The organism is Cedecea lapagei, from assembly GCF_900635955.1.
Lineage (GTDB): Bacteria > Pseudomonadota > Gammaproteobacteria > Enterobacterales > Enterobacteriaceae > Cedecea > Cedecea lapagei.
The window spans coordinates 765,294-783,393 of sequence record NZ_LR134201.1; the positions used below are offsets into that span (position 1 = coordinate 765,294).

Consider the following 18,100-nt stretch of genomic DNA (forward strand, 5'->3'; position numbering starts at 1 on the left):
CATGAATATCGTATTTCTGGGTATTGATCTGGCTAAAAACGTTTTTCAGCTTTGCGGGTTAAACCAGGCAGGCAAACCGGTTTATACGAAGCGCACTGGCCGAAATGAATTACTCCAGACCCTGGCAAATATACCGGCCTGTCTGATCGGGATCGAAGCGTCCACAGGGGCATTTTACTGGCAGCGTGAGTTTGAGAAACTGGGGCATAAAGTAAAGGTTATCAGTCCTCAGTACGTAAAACCCTTCGTCCGCGGGCAAAAAAATGACGGTAATGATGCACAAGCCATCGCAGTGGCTCTGATGCAACCGACAATGCAGTTCGTGCCACCAAAAAGCCCGGAACAACAGGATATCCAGGCTTTACACCGGGCAAGGCAGCGTATTGTTAATCACCGTACCGCAACAGTTTGTCAGATAAGAGGGCTGTTACTTGACCGGGGGATCCCCATTGGTAGCGCAGTCTCCAGAGCCCGCCGGGCTATTCCCCTGATCCTTGAAGATGCAGAAAACGGTCTGAGCTCCTGTATGCGCAGAACAATTGCAGAGCTCTATGATCTCTTTAACGATCTCGAGCGTCGGATCCATTTTTTTGATAAGGAAATTGAAACAGTATTCAGGCAGTCAGAAGCCTGTCAGCGTATAGCCAAAGTTAAAGGCATCGGCCCTAAAACGGCTACGGCAGTTGTTGCCGCTATCGGCAAAGGAACTGAATTTAAGAATGGCCGTCACTTTGCTGCATGGCTTGGCCTGGTTCCGCGTCAGCACTCGAGCGGCGACAGGCTGGTACTGATGAATATGACAAAAAAGGGCGACAAGCATCTGCGGACACTTTTTATTCATGGTGCCCGCGCTGTCGTCAGGGTTGCCACGAATAACAATGATGGTTATATGAATCAGTGGGTTAACCAGTTAAAGGAGCGGCGCGGTTTTAATAAAACGACCGTGGCGGTCGCTAATAAAAACGCGAGAATAATCTGGTCGATGCTGAGAAATGAAACCGAGTATCAGATAGTGGGCAGTTAATATCTTTCCAGAAAAAGTTGCAGTGTACTGAGAAATGGTGACAGGTTGCACCTGCACAATCGGAACCTGATTTTTATACTGGCCTCAGAGGCCGTCCAGTTGTTGAGGCGATTGTGTGCGGATTACCCATTTGGGCACAGATTTTCCTGATGCCGGATAGATGTAAGCAACAACCCAAAACCAGATTCGGTACTTGCAAAACGGAGGTAGTCCATAGATATAAAAAGTGGCCTCAGAAATACCCATCTTTCTGCAGACTTCTCCGACGCGAGTACCGGTTTCGGCCTGTTTCAGCGCAAACGCGATCTGTTCTTCGGTATAACGGGTCTTTTTCATGGCGATGTGCCTCTCTGTGAGATGGAAGAAAGACCGAAGACTTCAGTTTAGACTGGCACTGTTTTCAGGGAAGAGATCATACAGAATTGGGCGTGTGACTATCGGTATTAATGATGGCCTTGGAGCAAAAGTTTATCAGTGGTGCGGTAATAGGAGGAAAAAGGCGCTGAAGATCCTGCGTTGGTGGAACCAGTATGTCAGCCCGTTGAGATGCTCACTTGAGTCATTGCTGGAGCGTGTGCATGACGCACACCGCAAAAGTTGTTCATCACCGCGTAACTATCACAGGTACGCCAATGAAGTCGGATTAATACTGGATCTGAATAGTGAGGAGTATCAGCGTGAAAAGACTCACCATCAGCAATATGCGCGAAATAAGGCACTGTTGGCGTTTATGATCTGTGGTGTGGAGCAGGCGTTTATCCGTGAGGTTGTGAGGTTGAATCCTGGCAAAGTCTGTATGCTCGATCACGATGGGGTAGTGGCAACGGGCGCGCTTTCACTGCCGGACTGGCATGGTTTCACAATGAAAGAAAAGGAGTAAAAGGCTACTGCATCAGAATTGAACTGGGGCGCAGAATTCAGTAAGCCACAACAATATGAACGGAGAAGCCAAGGTGAATGAAAAAAGAAATTACTGTACTATCGCAGCACTTATCTCGGATTGAAGCTTAGTCAATCTATTTTCATCTTGAACAGAACAGATAAAAATTATGTCAGAGATCGGCGCAGCGCCCGAGCAGGGCCAAATCGTCAAACTACGCCACAAGATATGGGCAGTAACCGCAGTAAATATCACCAAAGCTCAAACAAAACATGTGATACATAGGCTCTCTCTGGAATGTCTGAGTGATGATGCGCTTGGCGAAAATATCCAGGTGATTTGGGAACGAGAAATCGCTCCTGCAGTTGTCGAATCAACCTCTTTGCCTTGTATCACAGGTCACGACGATCCGATCCTCTTTGATGCATTTATTCGTTCTCTTCAGTGGAGCGCAAGCTCGTTGGCTGTTGGCGATATTCTGCAAGCCCCCTTCCGTGGTGGTGTACAGATGGAAGAGTATCAGTTGGCGCCTGTTATCCGCGCGAATAATATGCCCAAGGTTCGACTTTTGCTGGCAGATGATGTTGGTCTGGGTAAAACCATTGAAGCGGGCTTAGTCACTCAAGAACTGATCCATAGCCATCGAGCAAGTCGTGTACTCATTGTTTGTCCGGCGCACTTACGAATTAAATGGATTGATGAGATGGCTGAAAAGTTCGGCCTCGAGTTCAAGATCATCGATCGAGATTCCGTTCTAAAAATGCGGAAGGAGTACGGACCTAGTATTAACCCTTGGGCCAGCTTTCCTCGTCTTGTGACATCAATTGATTATCTCAAAACAGAGCACCCTCGCCGTTTGTTTGATGAGTTTATTCGGCGAAGACTAGAAGAAAGTCCTAACAACAGGCCCTGGGATTTGCTGATCCTCGACGAGGCTCATAACGCAGCACCGTCTGGCAAAAAACAATATGTCCGAGACTCTGAGCGCACATCGCTGTTGCGTTCGATTTCTGAACAATTCGAACACAAGATGTTTCTCACCGCTACACCCCATAATGGTTATCGTGAGAGTTTTACGGGCCTGCTGGAGATTCTGGACAATCTTCGTTTTTCTCGTGGCACTGGCCTTGATAAGACGCAGCTTTCAGCCGTTACGATTCGACGTCTGAAAGAAGACATCATCAACCCAGACGGCTCACTGCGTTTTCCAAAGCGTGTAATCATGCCTAGAGATGAAATAATAGACCCACAGCTGTATGTCACACTAGGCCATGAAGAACAACGTCTATTCAATCTTCTAAATACTTACACTGAAAGCCGATTGACCTCTGTCGACAAACGTTCTGAACGCCCTCTACAGTTCATCCTAACGTTGCTGAAAAAACGAGCTTTATCTTCACCATTGGCGCTACGCGAGAGCCTTATCGTACACACAGAAAATGCTGGCATTAAGGGTGAGCTTGGTATTGGCGAATCATTGTTTAACAGCTTCGAGCAAAAAGAATTGGAAGATTGGAGCGATGATGAAGATAAAGAGGACAACCTAGAGGCTGCGACAAGAGCCGCCTCCAAATTGATTTTAGAGCTGTCAGCAGATGAGAAGGAAATGCTTCAGCGTATGTTTGAAATTGTTGATACGCAGGTATCACATTTTTCAATTCAGGAAGATAGCAAGGCGGCAGCGCTAATCGGGTGGATCAATAGAAGTCTTCGCGATGGCGATCAATGGAATGGCGAACGTGTCATTATCTTCACAGAATATAAGCACACGCTCAATTATTTAGAACGGATTCTTGAAAAGCATGGATTCCTTGATTTCACCAGAACCATCATTGGCGGCATGAAAGACTCTGATCGGCAAAAGATCAACGATGAATTTCAATCACCAAACAACGAAACTAATATCCGTATCTTACTCGCTACGGATGCTGCCTCTGAAGGCGCCGATTTTCAGAAGCACTGCCGGAATCTGATTCATTATGAAATCCCCTGGAACCCGACCCGACTTGAGCAGCGTAACGGCCGTGTAGACCGTCACGGGCAAAAAGCAGACGAAGTTCGCATTCATCACTTTGTGTTTAAAAACCAAGAGGACTCCGAGTTTCTTAAACTTATCGTCGATAAAGTCGAAACTATAAGAAATGATCTAGGCAGCGTTGGTGCTTTAATAGCAGATAACGTAAGAAAGAAAGCGCTGGGACAAGCTGTTAACCTTGCTGCCATTGATGATGACGCTCGCAGACGGCTTGCACGAGAAGAAATGGCGCTAGAAGCTCGGGATAATGAAAGCGTCACGCAAATGGTCGATGCTTTGAACCGAACTCGCAGTGCACTTGATATCTCTGAAAGTAATCAGCTTGACCTGCTATGCCAAGCGTTGAGTCTGGAAGGCTGTACTGAAGCAATCATGGATTTGGGTGATGGCGAGTTTTCATTAATACACGTGCCAACGGCTTGGACAGAATGTAAAGCCTACGTCAGCACAGAGTACCTACAAAAGCGTTTTTCATTTAATCGAGACAAAGCTCGTGCAGATGATGCAGTGGGTATTGTTCACCTTGATCACCCACTCATGCGACGGGCAATTTCTACCTTTCGTGTGCAGATGTGGGGAGTTCAATCAACCAAAAACCAGTTAAACCGTGTAACCATCACAGAATCCTCCGAGATTATTGTACCTGTCATCATTGCCTGGGGACGTTTAGTATTGCTGGGGCCAGAAAATAATCGACTCCACGAAGGATTAGTCCGCTGTTCGCTCTTAATTCAGGAGAACACTCTTGTCCCGCAAGCAGTTTCTCGACCGGATGATGCGATTTATTTTACGGGCCATCTAGAGAGCGTAAAGGCACTTATTGCACCGCTTATTGAAGCTATTACGCAACAGCTTTCGAACGCTGCCACAGAAGAAACTAAAGTATTAATCACTACTCTAAATGAGCGTGGCGAGGTGGCCCGTAAACATGCACAAAGCCTATCGACAGAACGAGTTATGGCAATTCGTAAGGCTATCAAAGATTGGCAGAGTCGCTCTTTGGAGATGCAGTTACAGTTTGTGTTTGATGACGAAGAGCAAGATCAGCGAGAGCAGGATTTAATTGCCCTACAATACAGACTTGAACAGCTTGAACAAGAACGAGAAGCTGAGCCAAAACGCCTACGAAATTTGTATAAGGTTACAAACAAAAAAATGTATCCGGTTGCACTAGAGGTAATTTTGCCTAAGGGGATTTACTGATGGCAATCAATAAACGTATCGCAAACCGGCAGCACCGCTGGCTTTCCAGTGTTGAAATTACCGGCGTCGTATTAAGCGAACCCGTTCTCGCTGATGTAGGCAATTTTCGCTCGCTCGATAAGGCAGAAATTGCAGTATTCAGAAAGCAGCGGGAAATCTGGAATCTGCCTAAGGGTATGGTGGCAGGAAATGGCCAGCCCGCTTGGATTAACTTTATCCTCGAAGACTTTCTCGGTCTCAAAGACAAAGACTACTGGCAGGTAGGGGCGGCAATTCCAGCTGACAGGGTGGTTAACCTGCACGAACAGCAGGAAGTTCTACGCCCAACTCGCGTATTGCTCGATGAAGGCAACATGGTGATGTTGGTGCTGGAAGTGCCACGCGAGCAATCACTGGATAAGCCTTGGCTGCAAGACAAAGGCCGCTGGAAGGCATCGCCCACCACCAAATTCGAACGCTTATTGCGTGAAACAGGTGCTGAACTCGGCTTGCTTACCAATGGCGAAGCCTGGCGCTTGGTGGTGGCGTCACCTTCAGAATCCACCTCATGGATGACCTGGACAGTTCAAACCTGGAATGACGACACAAATACTCTAGCGGCGTTTAAGGATTTATTAGGTGAATCACGTTTCTTTGCAGGGCCGCGCGATCAGGTCATTCTTGAACTGATTAAAAAAAGCCGTCAGCGCCAGTTGGATGTGGCAGATCAGTTGGGTAATCAAGTACGCGAAGCCCTACAAATTCTGGTACATGAACTGGATAGAACCGATGCCGAGTTGGGCGGCCAATTTCTGGAGGGATACAGCGAAGCGGAAGTATTTGAGTCTAGCGTTGCCTTTATCATGCGCTTGCTGTTTACCCTCTATGCCGAAGAAAATGGTTTGCTGCCCCATGGTAATGTAACTTACGACAGGGCCTATGGCGTATTGCACCTACTCACTGAGCTTGAGGAAACTAGCCGTCTGGCGCCAGAAAAACTAAAACATTCCTATGCTGCCTATGCACGCCTGTTAGCTAGCGCGCGTATATTACATGATGGCAGTGTAGACCCGGATATCCGCATTGCCGCTCACGGCGGCCAATTGTTTGACTCTGACTGTTCACCATTGTTGGAGGGCCGGGCGAAGAATGGTAAATGGCTAACAGAGGTGCCGGAACCGCCTAAGGTCAGAGATGCGGCTATCCGCGATATTCTGCGCAGCCTGAAATATGCCAAAGCCGATGGTGTGCGCCAACTGGTGAGTTATCGTACGCTGGCTGTCGAGCAAATTGGCCATATGTATGAAGGATTGCTTGATCGCCGCGTGGCCAGAGCACCGATCAACCAAACTCTGCTGCTATTGCAAGGAGGCCCGAAGATCGACGAACCCGCTCCCGTGAATGCAAGCGAGTTTGTCGGGCTTAACGAAGCTGCGCTGATCAAAGCCTTGGCCCAGTTCACCAGTAAAACGGCAGGCACTATTAAGAAGGTATTGGAACGCAACGAAGAGCGACAAACATTGGTGAACCTCGGCACCGATGATGCTGAGTTGCTAGCGCAAGCAAAACCGGTTGAACGCTTTCTGCGACCTCTGGGCATAGTGCGGCCCGGTGGCCTGTACGTCACCCACGGCCAAGAACGCCGGTCCAGCGGGGCTCACTATACGCCGCCAACTCTGACCGAGCCGGTGGTACGCCGCACTTTAGAACATCAGGTCTATGTGAACGTGGAAGAAAAACCCGGTTTATTGGTTGAACCAAGGTTAATTAAAAACCCGCAGGAGATTCTGGCCCTTAAGGTCTGTGACCCAGCCATGGGTTCCGGTGCATTTTTGGTACAAGCCACCCGTTATTTGGCTGAGCGACTTGTGGATGCTTGGGAGCACATAGCAGCTGAACAGCTAGACAGCATTTTAACCATGCCCTTTGGTACCCTTTCGCAGGGGGAGGCCAGCGAAAACCTGATGCCGGAATCTCGTGAGGAACGTGTTGTATTCGCTCGTCGTTATGTGGCGGAGTATTGTATCTACGGTGTTGATATCAACAAGCTCGCAGTTGAAATGGCTAAGCTATCGCTTTGGTTAACAACGTTATCCAATGATCGCCCTTTTACTTTTCTAGATCATTCACTCAAACATGGGAACTCTCTTGTTGGTCTTACTCCGGCGCAGATTAGTGAATTCACTTGGAAGCAGGTTAGTAATAAGTTCGGCCCGCTGCTTGCGAGTATGCCTGAGCAAGAAGTCGAGGAGGCAGAGCAACACCGCAAAGCGATTCATAACATTGCCGATCAAGATTTCGTCAGCAAAGAAAAAGAAAACCGCATGGCCGAAGAGGCTCTTGCCTGTATTCGCATGAAGGCAGCCTTGGCGATTGCGGCTTTTTTTGATGGTTCTAACGCCAAGCAGCGTGAAGCCAAATTAATCGAATACCGTGACTGGATGGAGGTCTTGGAAAAGAATGAAAAGGCTCCTGCTGAAATAGAGAGAATAATTTTAAGACTTACTACCGGTGACAATCCTATTAATCCATTTTGTTGGGAAACAGAGTTTCCTGAGGTTTTTCATCGTGAAAGTGGTGGTTTTGATGCTCTGATTGGTAATCCTCCATTTATTGGGGGAAAGAAAATAAGCACAAATCTTGGGAAGGAAACCGCTGACTATCTAAGTCTATACAAAAATGGAAACAAAGGTGCTTGTGACTTAGTCACATACTTCTTGCTTAGATGTTCCTTCGACTTACTTAGAGGCTCGAAACTCTCGAGCATAGGACTTATTACGACAAACACTATTTCTCAAGGGGATACTAGAGAGCTGGGGTTGCTTCGGATGTTGAACTCAGGTTTCGAGCTGTATCATGCAATACCGTCTTTGACATGGCCAGGAAAAGCTAATGTAATTGTTTCAATCATTCACGCTAAAAGAGGGCCATGGTTTGGTGATCGGACTTTGGGGGATGTCAAATGTGAGCTTATATCTTCCTACTTAGATTCGATCGCGTGTAACGAAACTCCGGCTCCAATTAATAGGAATTCCGGCCTGTGCGGAACAGGGGTGTACGTTTATGGCAAAGGATTTGTTTTATCACCTGATCAAGCAGATCTTTTTCTGGTTGATCAAAAAAACAATGATGTCATTAAGCCATACTTAGTAGGTGACGACATAAACAACAAATCCGGATCAATTCCAAGTCGTTTTTGTATAGATTTCGGGGATCTAGATATAGAGGACGCAAAGACATATGAACAAGTATTTAACCATGTTACAAAAACAGTAAAACCTGAGAGAGATAAGTTAAAAGGTCAAATACACGAGAGTCGCTACTGGATTCATTGGGATCGTCGAGAAGAATTTTTTGAGCTGTTAAAAAAGAAAGAGTTTTCTTTCGGTCGTTCAAGAGTCAGTAACTTACATCTTGTAGAAAAAATCGATAATGCATGGATCCCTTCTGACGCTGTCGTAATTTTTTCCACAGATGAGTACTCTGTGTTTGGAGTTTTGCAGTCAGTTTTTCATCAGGTTTGGGCGGAAAGATTTTCCACAACAATGAAAAATGATTTGCGCTATTCTATTAGCGACTCTTTTGACAACTTCCCCTTTCCTGACCGAGATGCGTTAAATTCTATCGAAGACAATGCTAAATCTTTCTATTTCAATAGGAGAAATATTCTCGGAGAAAAAAAACTATCCCTTAGAGAGCTACAAAAATTGGTCGATGACCACTCTTGTGAAGATGAGGTGATAAAGGATTTTCGTAGATCTATAGTCTTTCACAACGAACTTGTAGCTAAGGCTTATGGCTTTGACGATTTGGATTTGGAATTTGATTTCAGAAATGCTGGATGGCTTCCCCACAATCCGTTTGGCTATACCATTAAAATGGCTACCAGAGATGAAATTATCAAAAGACTGCTAGGCCTTCACGAAAAGCAAGTTCATCACTGACCTAAATAATCGATGAGTACTTGTTTCAACCTCAATAATTCGAAATGATCGGCAATCCGTTCACTGGGTTGCCCCTGCGCCCGAACGCCCATTTCCATATTGCGATCCAGCGCATACATGGTGAGATTGGCTGAAGTGACTAAGGCGTCGTGACGATCGGCGACTAGCACCTTGGCGTGTAGTTTAAGGTGCTTATCGTCAGCGGGGATTCTCCACGTAAGCAGTTTTGGCAAGGCAACCCCTTTGGGCCACAAGGCGATTAAGGTATCGCGGTTGTTTTTGCCGTAGCCTTTTTCGCCCTCGTCCAGCACCATGGTGACCTTTACACCTCGCGCGACGGCATGAGCTATCAACTCGATGATGTCATTGATGATGCCTTCGTAATCCTCCTTTCCCGCCAACCAATAGCCCACAACCAAAAGTTCTGACTCCGCGGCAGAGATAATATCCTGTACCACCTGACGGGTGGCGCGCAGGTACGAACCTTCCACTTTGGGGCCGGTCCAGACCACTTCGGTTTGCGTAGCTTCGCCTTCTGTTAGCAGCACAGCCTCTTTCAGCGCAGCCAACTGCAGGGCAAAGGCACCATTAGTGAGTGCCGAACATTCATTAGCCCAAATGGCGATCACATTTGAAAGTGCGCTTTGCACTGCACCACGCCCAGATGCAAGTTTGGCGATGGTGGCGGAGCCCGACTGTGCGCTTAGTACACACCTCTCCACCCCAGAGAGCACCTCGCCAAAGGCACCTGCATTTATCAACTGGCGTACTGCCTGCGCTAAAACATAGGCAGATTTATCTCTGATAGCAGACATGGCTACTCCCCGTTATTTGAAGTAGGCCATATTGCTGTATGCCATGGTGGGCATCAGGAAGTTGCGATCCAAAAAGCGGTTAAATGCCTCACAAGAAGTCTCTGGTGCCAGCACGCAGGCATGGCAAGCAGCCCCGTTAATGGTGGCATGTACATCGGGTTGGTGGTCTGCACACAGAGGGTCTGATGAGCAGCGTTTAGCATTTTCCAATGCGTTGTGTATTAAATTCGGGAAACGTTCTTTAGTGCCAAGATCCACCAGACCACCTAAGCTGCCTTCGGAATCCGCGCTGGCGGTGTACAACAGTATTCCGGCCATTTTGCGCTCGGGATCGGTACTGCTGTAGATACGCTCACGAACCGACGATTCGGAATAGCCGCAATCCAACGCCAATTGGCGCATGAGTACATGGGCCAGACTGTGCAGCAACACATAACGCGCGCCGGGGAAGTCATCTGCATCCACACCCCGCTCAGCGGCCCATTCTTTGTATTTTTGCTCGATGGCGGCAGCGCGCTTTTGTACGGCAGACTCCTTTTCCCAGGCAGTTAAGGCTTCTTCTTTTAACTCCAAGAAGATACCTTCACCACGTACCTCGACGGCTGGCAACCAATCCTGCCGCTCTTTATAGATGGGCGCACGCGAGGCTCCCATACCGTCGTCATCCATGCCCGAAGCGTAATCGATGCGGGTAAAGCTGGTGAGTGCGCGCACTTCCAGAAGTTTGCGGGCCAGAACGATGCGATCAACTTTATCAGCGAGGAAATCGGGCACTTCGCCGGCTTCGAGAAAAAAGTCGTATTGATCGCCTTGGTTGCTGCCTTCGATATTGCGGAAGGCGTTCCACTCCGGCAGACGCAAATCAATCTCATCAGTTTCTATTTCGCCACGCTCTTTCAACAGGGTTTGCCAAATATCTTCGGCTTTGAACTCTGTTAGCGCTGGAAACATTTCCATATCCAGCAGTGTTTGCAGTTTTTCCTGTGAATCGATCTTTTCAACCTGATGTTGCGGACATTTCTTCAATGCCTGGCCAATCGGGCTGGCTGCCTCTTTAATTGATAAGGCGCTGCGCACCAAGGGGAACCATCCGTTTGTGGCACCGCGTTGAATCGCCCGTAGCTGACCGGCGTGTTTACACTCATGCGGATCTTTGTTTTTTATCCCCAGCCAAGGACGCTTGCGGGTACATTCACCCAAGGCAAGACTGCGGTTTTCGCCAAACGCATCACTTACGCTTCGTTTCTTTCCACAAGCACAATAGACCCATATATCTGAAACCGAGCCGGTCGTACCAGAATAAACCAACTGCATGCGCTGCCTGCACGGATCACCAGCATCACGATGCACGTAAGCATGCCATGGGAAATCATCTATATGCCCACTCGGGCAAGCCACAACGAATGGCGCAGGTACAGTAGGTGCCCGCTTACCTTTACCACGTCCCGAACAGTTTGGAGCTTTACACTCAATTTCTTGCGTGATGTCGTTGTAACGGCATAGGTGATTGAAATTAGGATCTCCGCCATATTCCTTTTTCAGTTTTTCGGTTCTGTTCTCCGAAGAGGGGTATCCATATTTCAAACCTTTATACTCAGACAAAGTTGCGCAATTCGGGTTGCTACATACTTGATACCTTGGAAAAACACTAACAGGCACGGTTCCTTTTTTATATCCAAACCCACTACTTACAGGCTCAGCTTGAAAGAATCGGCTTACTCTAAGGGCTCGCTCTAATCGAGGCTCCCGAATCACCAACTCCTCCTGAGGTTGCCAGGTATCTATGCCAGAGACGATGACCGACAAAGTTTGTAGATCGACAATCGCACCGGGGCCAAATGTGGTGATTACCTGACTGGGACGAACGTCGCCAATCGCTCTTTTACTCGACATCCGTGTTACTCCTCATCACTCAGATAAAATGCCGCTGTTGGCTCAACTTCCCGCAGTGATCCGGGGGTATACCATTGGCCTTCGTTATCAGTACCCGACGTTTTCAGCAAAACCCGGGCATTGTTTGGTGGGCGCTCGCCACTTTTCAGCCAAGAATAGCGCAGCAGGTCATCTGCATAGTGTGCCCAATCATCTCGGCTGGACATCAGGCGTTCGTTAACCAGTTTGGCGTTTTTCTTGCCGACCAAGTCAGCTGCGCGCAAGGTAATGTCGGTGATCATCAAATCTGTTCCAGGCACTGCAGGATCAAAATTCTGAGCCTGCACTTCTCTCGCCATATTTTGGCCACCCAAACGCTGCATCGCAGCGAAGGCGCCACGCAAACCACGATCTAATGCGCGAGAAGAAAAAGGCGTGACACTGATGGCTTCCACATACCGGTAAAGCGCTGCATGGTAGCCTCGGAAGTGTTCGTAATGTGAAAGATCACGCGCACCCAGCCAGTTATACATGGTAATGACCAATCCTGGGTGTTTGCGACCTACGCGGCTGGTTGCCTGAATGTATTCAGCGGTGCTTTTAGGCTGGCCAGTTACGACCATGAGACCTAAGCGGTCAATGTCTACACCAACTGAAATCATATTGGTGGCCAGCAAGACATCAACTGGGTGCTGCTTACCCTGCTCGCGTGGAAATCTGTTATCAAGACGTTTTAACAGACCAGGGATACGCCAGGAATCTAGTCGACTGGTCAGCTCATCAGGATCATTGATATAGCGTTGCGGGAATCCTCGCTGCTGGGATAAATAGCGAAGACGCTTCTTAATGTCGTCTTCAACCAGACGACGAGCGCCGCCCAATGCGCGCAGACTGTTGAAGTAGCCAACAACTGTTGCATAAGGGTCTGCGGCTTCATGGTCTCGCGTAATTTCGGCTTCACCCGCTGCCAACAGCGCTGCATAAACACGCACCAACAAGGTTTTGGTACTGGAGCCAGGGGCGTTCAATCCGACATAGAGGCGGCCGGCAGTTTTGTCGTCATCCTCTTTAATTTCCTGCTCTTTGGCAAAGAAGGAATCTTTAGATGACAAACCGCTAGGAGGAAAGATCGATAGGTCGCGGTTGTAGAGCTGACGAATTTGCTCGCGAGCTCGGCGAATGGTCGCAGTAGAGGCAATAATCTTAGCCGGTATCGAAACACCAGTTTCGACTTCCACCCGGGTGAGAAAATCTACTGCAGTCTCGTATAGGCCGACCATGGTACCCAGTGGGCCAGAGATCAGGTGCAATTCGTCTTGAATAATCAATTCTGGTGGCACCAACCGACGTGCTCGCTGAGCGTCTTTGACGACACGCTGGTTTGGCTTTTCACCATGCCCTGGCGTTAGATGCCCGTAGGTTGGGCTATATCTGTCGCGCAGGCCGAAGAGTGCCTGAGTTTCGCCCTTAAAGGGCATGCGAGCAAATTTGTCCACTGTAGCAATAACCAGTGAAGGACACTCGCGGTAGATTTCGTCATCGACAACAACAACTGGTAAACCTTGATCATTTGACTTACGTGCACAGAATTCGCACTTTGGATTGGGGCACCGAACAAGTGTTCTTAGCCGCACATTATCAAAATCGTAAGTTTGATTTTCAGGTTTGCCTTGCTGGGTTACCAGTGAGGTGCCGCAGCGAGGGCACGACACCAACTGAACCGGACTACCATCTCGTGGTTTTTTGCCTTCGTCTAAATCTTCCAACGCCTTTCCAGATGCTTTGGCATCGTTTGGCGTAGTTGCTTTACCCACCCAAAGGCCAATTTTAAAGGGCTCCTGTCCCCACTTTTCAGAATTGCTCTTACGCACCAATTCACAGGCGCAGATTAGTGCCGTGGCTCGTTGAAACTGCTGGACCGTAAGTAGGCGCAAGGTATAGCGCATGATGATGGAAACGCCAGCGCTGGAGTCTAGGCCATTAACATCGCCGCGCAAGCGCCGATAGGCCAGTGTAAATGCCGCGAGCCCGAGATAGGCCTCCGTCTTACCACCACCCGTTGGGAACCAAAGTAGGTCAACGAGTTTGCGGTCTGCTGCAACTTTCTCTCCGGATTTGGGTTTATTCACCATACTGGCGATGTTGAGCAAGATGAAGCCCATCTGGAACGGACGCCAAGTACGGTTGCCCGAATTATTAATATCTTCGTCGAAAGGCGATCCAACTGTTTTTCCATCAGCACTATCTTTTGTGCGGCCTGCCCAAATGGCGTGAATGCGCTGATCCCACATAACGTGATTGGAAAATAAAAATGCCTCAAACGCATTATTCTCGTCTCTGATTAGCTCCAGTCCTTCACGCATTCTTCGGGCAGCATCTTTGCAGCACTCAATAAGTACCTTAGACGTATCAATATTTTCAGGCGTCGAGTTAAAGGGCACTCTCTGCGTTTCCGCTTTTCTATCGGCCACCCATTTCTCGTAGGTCAGTACGAGCGGTTCGATAGCTTGGAACAAATCATTGGGCGTTGCGCATTGGCTTAGCTCCCACATATCCAAGTTAAGACCGGAAATCGCTCCACTTTGGGCTATGAGGCTTGGCACTTCGAAGTTCGGAATAAAATCCGTGAATAATAGGCTGGCGCGGTCACGGGTGACGTTTAGGCCATCCCATCCTGCAGCGACCCCGTGCCCTGTGGCGAATTGTTTGGCATCACGATAGAGCATATTGGCTGCCGCAATTTCAGGATCTTTGGATATGTCTTTATCGAAATCTTTGGCGATGAAGATCGGGTATTTGTCAGCCCCAAACACCTGTAGTTTTGGTTGCATTAACCATTGTTGATCTTTTGCTTTGTCAGAATCGTCACCTTTAGGTCGGCGATTTACCAGAAATAAACTGACCGCCTTGGCGCCATCAATATGGTGAACAACACCCTCCAGAAAAACCTGACCATCACCGTCGCCATCTTCTCCTTGATGTCTAAAGCCATCTGGAGTAACAGTGACTGACGCGGGCGCATTGGATTTTGATAAGGGAATCGGACTCAGTTTGCCAATTTTATCAACCGGTATGCCCTCTACTAAAACGGATCGCTGATAGCGTTTCCAATAGGTGCGGCCTTCAGATGAATGTTTTTCGCGGCGATAGTCGCCCCAGAAAGCATTGGCATGGATGGTTTTTGTTTCCAGCGAAATCAGAAAGGACAGTCCCATAGATGAAGGGCTAAAGCCTACAATGAGCGGAGGTTGTGATTCGTACCCTCCACCCTCATCATCGTCATTGCCCGCAGCTAGTTCATCTTTTTCATAGTCGGGAATTTCAGACTTGAGGGGCGCCAAACGACCTATGATATATCGGGTTGTCGGAAATTCATTGATTGATTCGTCAGCTGTTGATGGCCCCATTAATTCCCGCTCGAGAGCTTCTAGAATTCGTGAGCGCGACTCTCGTTTGCTGCTATCAGGCATTGGCTTGTTCCTTTTGTTCGCGTTTTTGTGCTCTTGGACCTTTTCCTGTTCCTGGGTGGGCATCGTGAGTGCCACTTAAAGACAAGTATTTTTTCGGTACTGCTTTAGGCTTTTCCGGTGGTGGGCAATCGTTACGTCTTTTAGGAATCAAATTCAGCTTTTTACGAACACGCTCACCAAAGAACTGGCGCCGAATTTCCAAGCCAAAAAATTCGCCAATTGCCGGCGGAACCGCATTTCCAATTTGCATGTGCGCCGCACGTCGATCTCCGGAAAACTGAAAATTATCAGGAAAAGTTTGTAGGCGGGCTAGTTCACGAATCGAAAGTAGTCTGCCTTTCCAGTGGAAAGGTCCTGTTGCTGGGCCTGGCTGAGCTTGAATCGTCCAACTTGGTTTGTCTTTCGCGAGCTTTAAAAGAAATGACCAAAAGCGAGTTCTCCAACCGAATAAGGGAAGCCCACCCATTTTCTCGGTATGCCAGAGGTAGTTTTGGCCTTCAGGAATTGTTGGTAAAAGCTCCGCCCATTTGCCTGAAGGTTTAACCTCATCCAACCAAATATCGACATCCAAATCGCCAATCGAATCCCACGTAGTTAAATGAGGTTGCCCATGACCATTTAGTTTATCAGGATCGAAATGCGTTGGCGCAGGCAGTTTAAAATGCTTTCCATCTCTGCTGGCAACGATAAATACACGTTCTCGTGACTGAGGAACACCATAGTCAGCTGCGTTTAGAGATATTACATGTGGATGGTAATTAGTTTTTTTCTCTCGATTGATCTTGTTCAGCTCATTTACCAACAGTTGTAACCCTTCATCCTTGTCGGAATAAGCAATGCCTTTGACGTTCTCAAGCAATATCACTTCCGGCTGTGCTTCGCGGACGATATCGAGATAGGCCTTCAGGGTTTTAGCTCTCGGGTCGGTTAGTCGATCAGTATCGCCTGTAACCCAATATCCAGACTTGGAAAATGGCTGGCAGGGCGGCCCACCGGCAAGCAGGGTCAACTCTTTGGGCTTTAGTCCTGACTGTCTTAACAATTCACTGGGAGCCAATGCATGAATGTCACCCGGTGAGGCAAGTTTCCACTTGGGGTGGTTTAAAGCGAGAGTTTGCTGTGCAATGGGATCAATTTCTACGCAGAGCTTGTTAGTAAATCCTGCTGCGCTCAGCCCTAAGTCTAAGCCTCCGGCTCCGCTAAACAAGGAAATCATGGTTTTTGCCTGCTTACTACTCATGTATTGTTCTCGCCTTTTTGATATTCGAGCAGCTCGCCTACAGAAACGGAGAGATACTCACAGAGAGTATTAATCGTTTCTAAATCAATCCTCACTAGGGTCTCGTGATACATCCTCGTCAGGGTCCCCCTGTTTATCCCAGTGTCTCGCGAAACATCTGAAATTTTGAGTCTCCGCTCCCCCATCAACCTAGAAAGATGGTTTTTGATCATCCAAGATACCCATTATGACCTGAAAGAGGTAATTTTCGTCTGTTTGTGCTCACTTTACGTTATTAGATGATATTAGGGCAAGTTGCCAACATCACAGCATATTAGTCATTAGGTGTGGAGATATCGTACTGAATCGACTCTAAGTAGTTATTATTCTAGGCATCTTCACGATGCCCGCTTCTGGCACTCAGCAGACGTTCGTAGAACTTACATGCTGTACACCGAAAGCTTTTTGGAAAGGTATGTGATCCCACCCATGTAATGTGGACACAGCCCTAAGCGAGATTTTCGTTTTCAAATTGTACCGGGCTGAGACCGTCACAGGCACTGTGACGACGCCACCGATTGTAATCACACTCGATATAATTAAACACCGTCGTCCGCATTATTTCCCGGCTGATAAAGCGTTCCTCGTGGATACACTCTACTTTCAGCGAATGAAAGAAGCTTTTCGCATACGCATTATCGTAGCAGAAACCTTTTGCGCTCATGCAGCTGTGCAGGCTATGCCGCTTCAGCAATACCTGATAATCCGCTGTTCAGTACTGGTCACCACGGCTTGTATGAACGATAACTGACTGGGCTGAACTTCTGGCTGGCTTTCGCCCGCAGTTCCTGACTGCGCAGTTTGGCGGCGATGGTTTTGAAATTATATTCAGGCAGTTCTTCGGCGAGACGAGGCACACCATAACGCTGCTATGCCCCAGTGAATGCCTGACTGACAGCAATATCACAGATGAGCCGGAACTGGTGGTTTGGGCCGGCTTGATGGCGACGTTTGAGCCGCGCATACAAACCGCTTCGGGCACTCAGGAGCACGCGACACACGGCTTTGACGCTGAAGTCAGCCTGATGCTTTTCGATGAAGACATACTTCATTTAAGGCGCTTCGCGAAGTCTGTCGCGGCCTTTTGGAGAATGGCCAGCTCCTCTGCCTGCTCAGCCAGTTAGCGTTTGAGGCGGGCATTTTCAGCAGTCAGTTTGTTCTCCCGTTCTGAGAATGTCATTTGCTGCTGTTGTTTACTGCGCCAGTTGTAGAGCTGTGATTCATACAGGCTGACTTTACGGGCGGCGGCAGCGACACCAATACGCTCAGCCAGTTTCAGTGCCTCATCGCGGAATTCGGGTGTGTACTATTTACTGGCTGTTTTGCTGGTTGATGCTGGTTTTGTCATGAGTAATCGACCTCTGGTCGAGAGTTTACTCACTTAGTCGCGTGTCAACTAATAGTGGGTAGGATTAATGAAGTGGGAGGGGGGCCTGCAGGGCTTTGAAGTATATGGCTAAGCGTGCTGAACAAAAATTCCAGCAACTATGAGCATCTGATATTCACTGCTCACATATTCTATAGGTAGAATTGTAGGTTTAAATAATATATAAATAAATATCTATATTATTCAATAATAAAACACCAATGCATCATTAG

Annotated in this window: 9 protein-coding genes and 2 pseudogenes; 4 read left to right on the forward strand and 7 right to left on the reverse strand. The window is 48.0% G+C overall.

What is annotated here, in order from left to right:
• Position 1 precedes the first annotated feature (1 nt).
• Positions 2 to 1,024, forward strand: coding sequence for an IS110 family RNA-guided transposase (locus EL098_RS03865; RefSeq protein WP_126354926.1), 1,023 nt, complete (start codon positions 2 to 4; stop codon positions 1,022 to 1,024).
• 219 nt (positions 1,025 to 1,243) lie between these two features.
• Here the strand turns inward: EL098_RS03865 and EL098_RS03870 are convergent.
• A pseudogene (locus tag EL098_RS03870) lies at positions 1,244 to 1,360 on the reverse strand (transposase); the annotation flags it as partial.
• 94 nt (positions 1,361 to 1,454) lie between these two features.
• Between EL098_RS03870 and EL098_RS03875 the strand changes: the two are divergent.
• The 3 genes from EL098_RS03875 to EL098_RS03885 all read left to right on the forward strand — a co-directional run bounded on the left by EL098_RS03875 (position 1,455) and on the right by EL098_RS03885 (position 9,065).
• On the forward strand, positions 1,455 to 1,904 hold the full coding sequence (locus tag EL098_RS03875; RefSeq protein WP_232012313.1) for a hypothetical protein: 450 nt from the start codon (positions 1,455 to 1,457) through the stop codon (positions 1,902 to 1,904).
• A 169-nt stretch (positions 1,905 to 2,073) separates the two neighbouring features.
• Positions 2,074 to 5,142, forward strand: coding sequence for a DISARM system SNF2-like helicase DrmD (gene drmD / locus EL098_RS03880; RefSeq protein ID WP_126354928.1), 3,069 nt, complete (start codon positions 2,074 to 2,076; stop codon positions 5,140 to 5,142).
• Positions 5,142 to 9,065 (forward strand): Eco57I restriction-modification methylase domain-containing protein, encoded by a 3,924-nt coding sequence (locus EL098_RS03885; protein WP_126354930.1) that lies wholly within the window; start codon positions 5,142 to 5,144, stop codon positions 9,063 to 9,065. The genes drmD and EL098_RS03885 overlap by 1 nt, the downstream gene beginning before the upstream one ends.
• On the opposite strand, the gene drmC is transcribed toward EL098_RS03885, so the two are convergent.
• The 6 genes and pseudogenes from drmC to EL098_RS03915 all read right to left on the reverse strand — a co-directional run bounded on the left by drmC (position 9,059) and on the right by EL098_RS03915 (position 17,780).
• The gene (drmC, locus tag EL098_RS03890; RefSeq protein WP_126354931.1) at positions 9,059 to 9,880 is read right to left on the reverse strand and encodes a DISARM system phospholipase D-like protein DrmC; all 822 of its coding nucleotides are present in this window, start codon (positions 9,878 to 9,880) and stop codon (positions 9,059 to 9,061) included. The genes EL098_RS03885 and drmC overlap by 7 nt on opposite strands.
• Before the next feature lie 12 nt (positions 9,881 to 9,892).
• The gene (gene drmB, locus EL098_RS03895) at positions 9,893 to 11,773 is read right to left on the reverse strand and encodes a DUF1998 domain-containing protein (RefSeq protein ID WP_126354933.1); all 1,881 of its coding nucleotides are present in this window, start codon (positions 11,771 to 11,773) and stop codon (positions 9,893 to 9,895) included.
• Between the two features lie 5 nt (positions 11,774 to 11,778).
• Entirely contained in the window at positions 11,779 to 15,222 is a 3,444-nt protein-coding gene (gene drmA / locus EL098_RS03900; RefSeq protein WP_197718537.1) for a DISARM system helicase DrmA, read from the reverse strand.
• Complete coding sequence (locus tag EL098_RS03905) at positions 15,215 to 16,462, reverse strand: DNA cytosine methyltransferase (RefSeq protein WP_197718538.1); 1,248 nt, start codon at positions 16,460 to 16,462, stop codon at positions 15,215 to 15,217. Before EL098_RS03905 ends, drmA begins: the two co-directional genes overlap by 8 nt.
• The gene (locus EL098_RS03910) at positions 16,459 to 16,674 is read right to left on the reverse strand and encodes a helix-turn-helix domain-containing protein (protein WP_126354935.1); all 216 of its coding nucleotides are present in this window, start codon (positions 16,672 to 16,674) and stop codon (positions 16,459 to 16,461) included. The genes EL098_RS03905 and EL098_RS03910 overlap by 4 nt, the downstream gene beginning before the upstream one ends.
• A 275-nt stretch (positions 16,675 to 16,949) precedes the next feature.
• Positions 16,950 to 17,780 (reverse strand): annotated as a pseudogene (locus tag EL098_RS03915) (IS3 family transposase).
• Between the last annotated feature and the right edge of the window lie 320 nt (positions 17,781 to 18,100).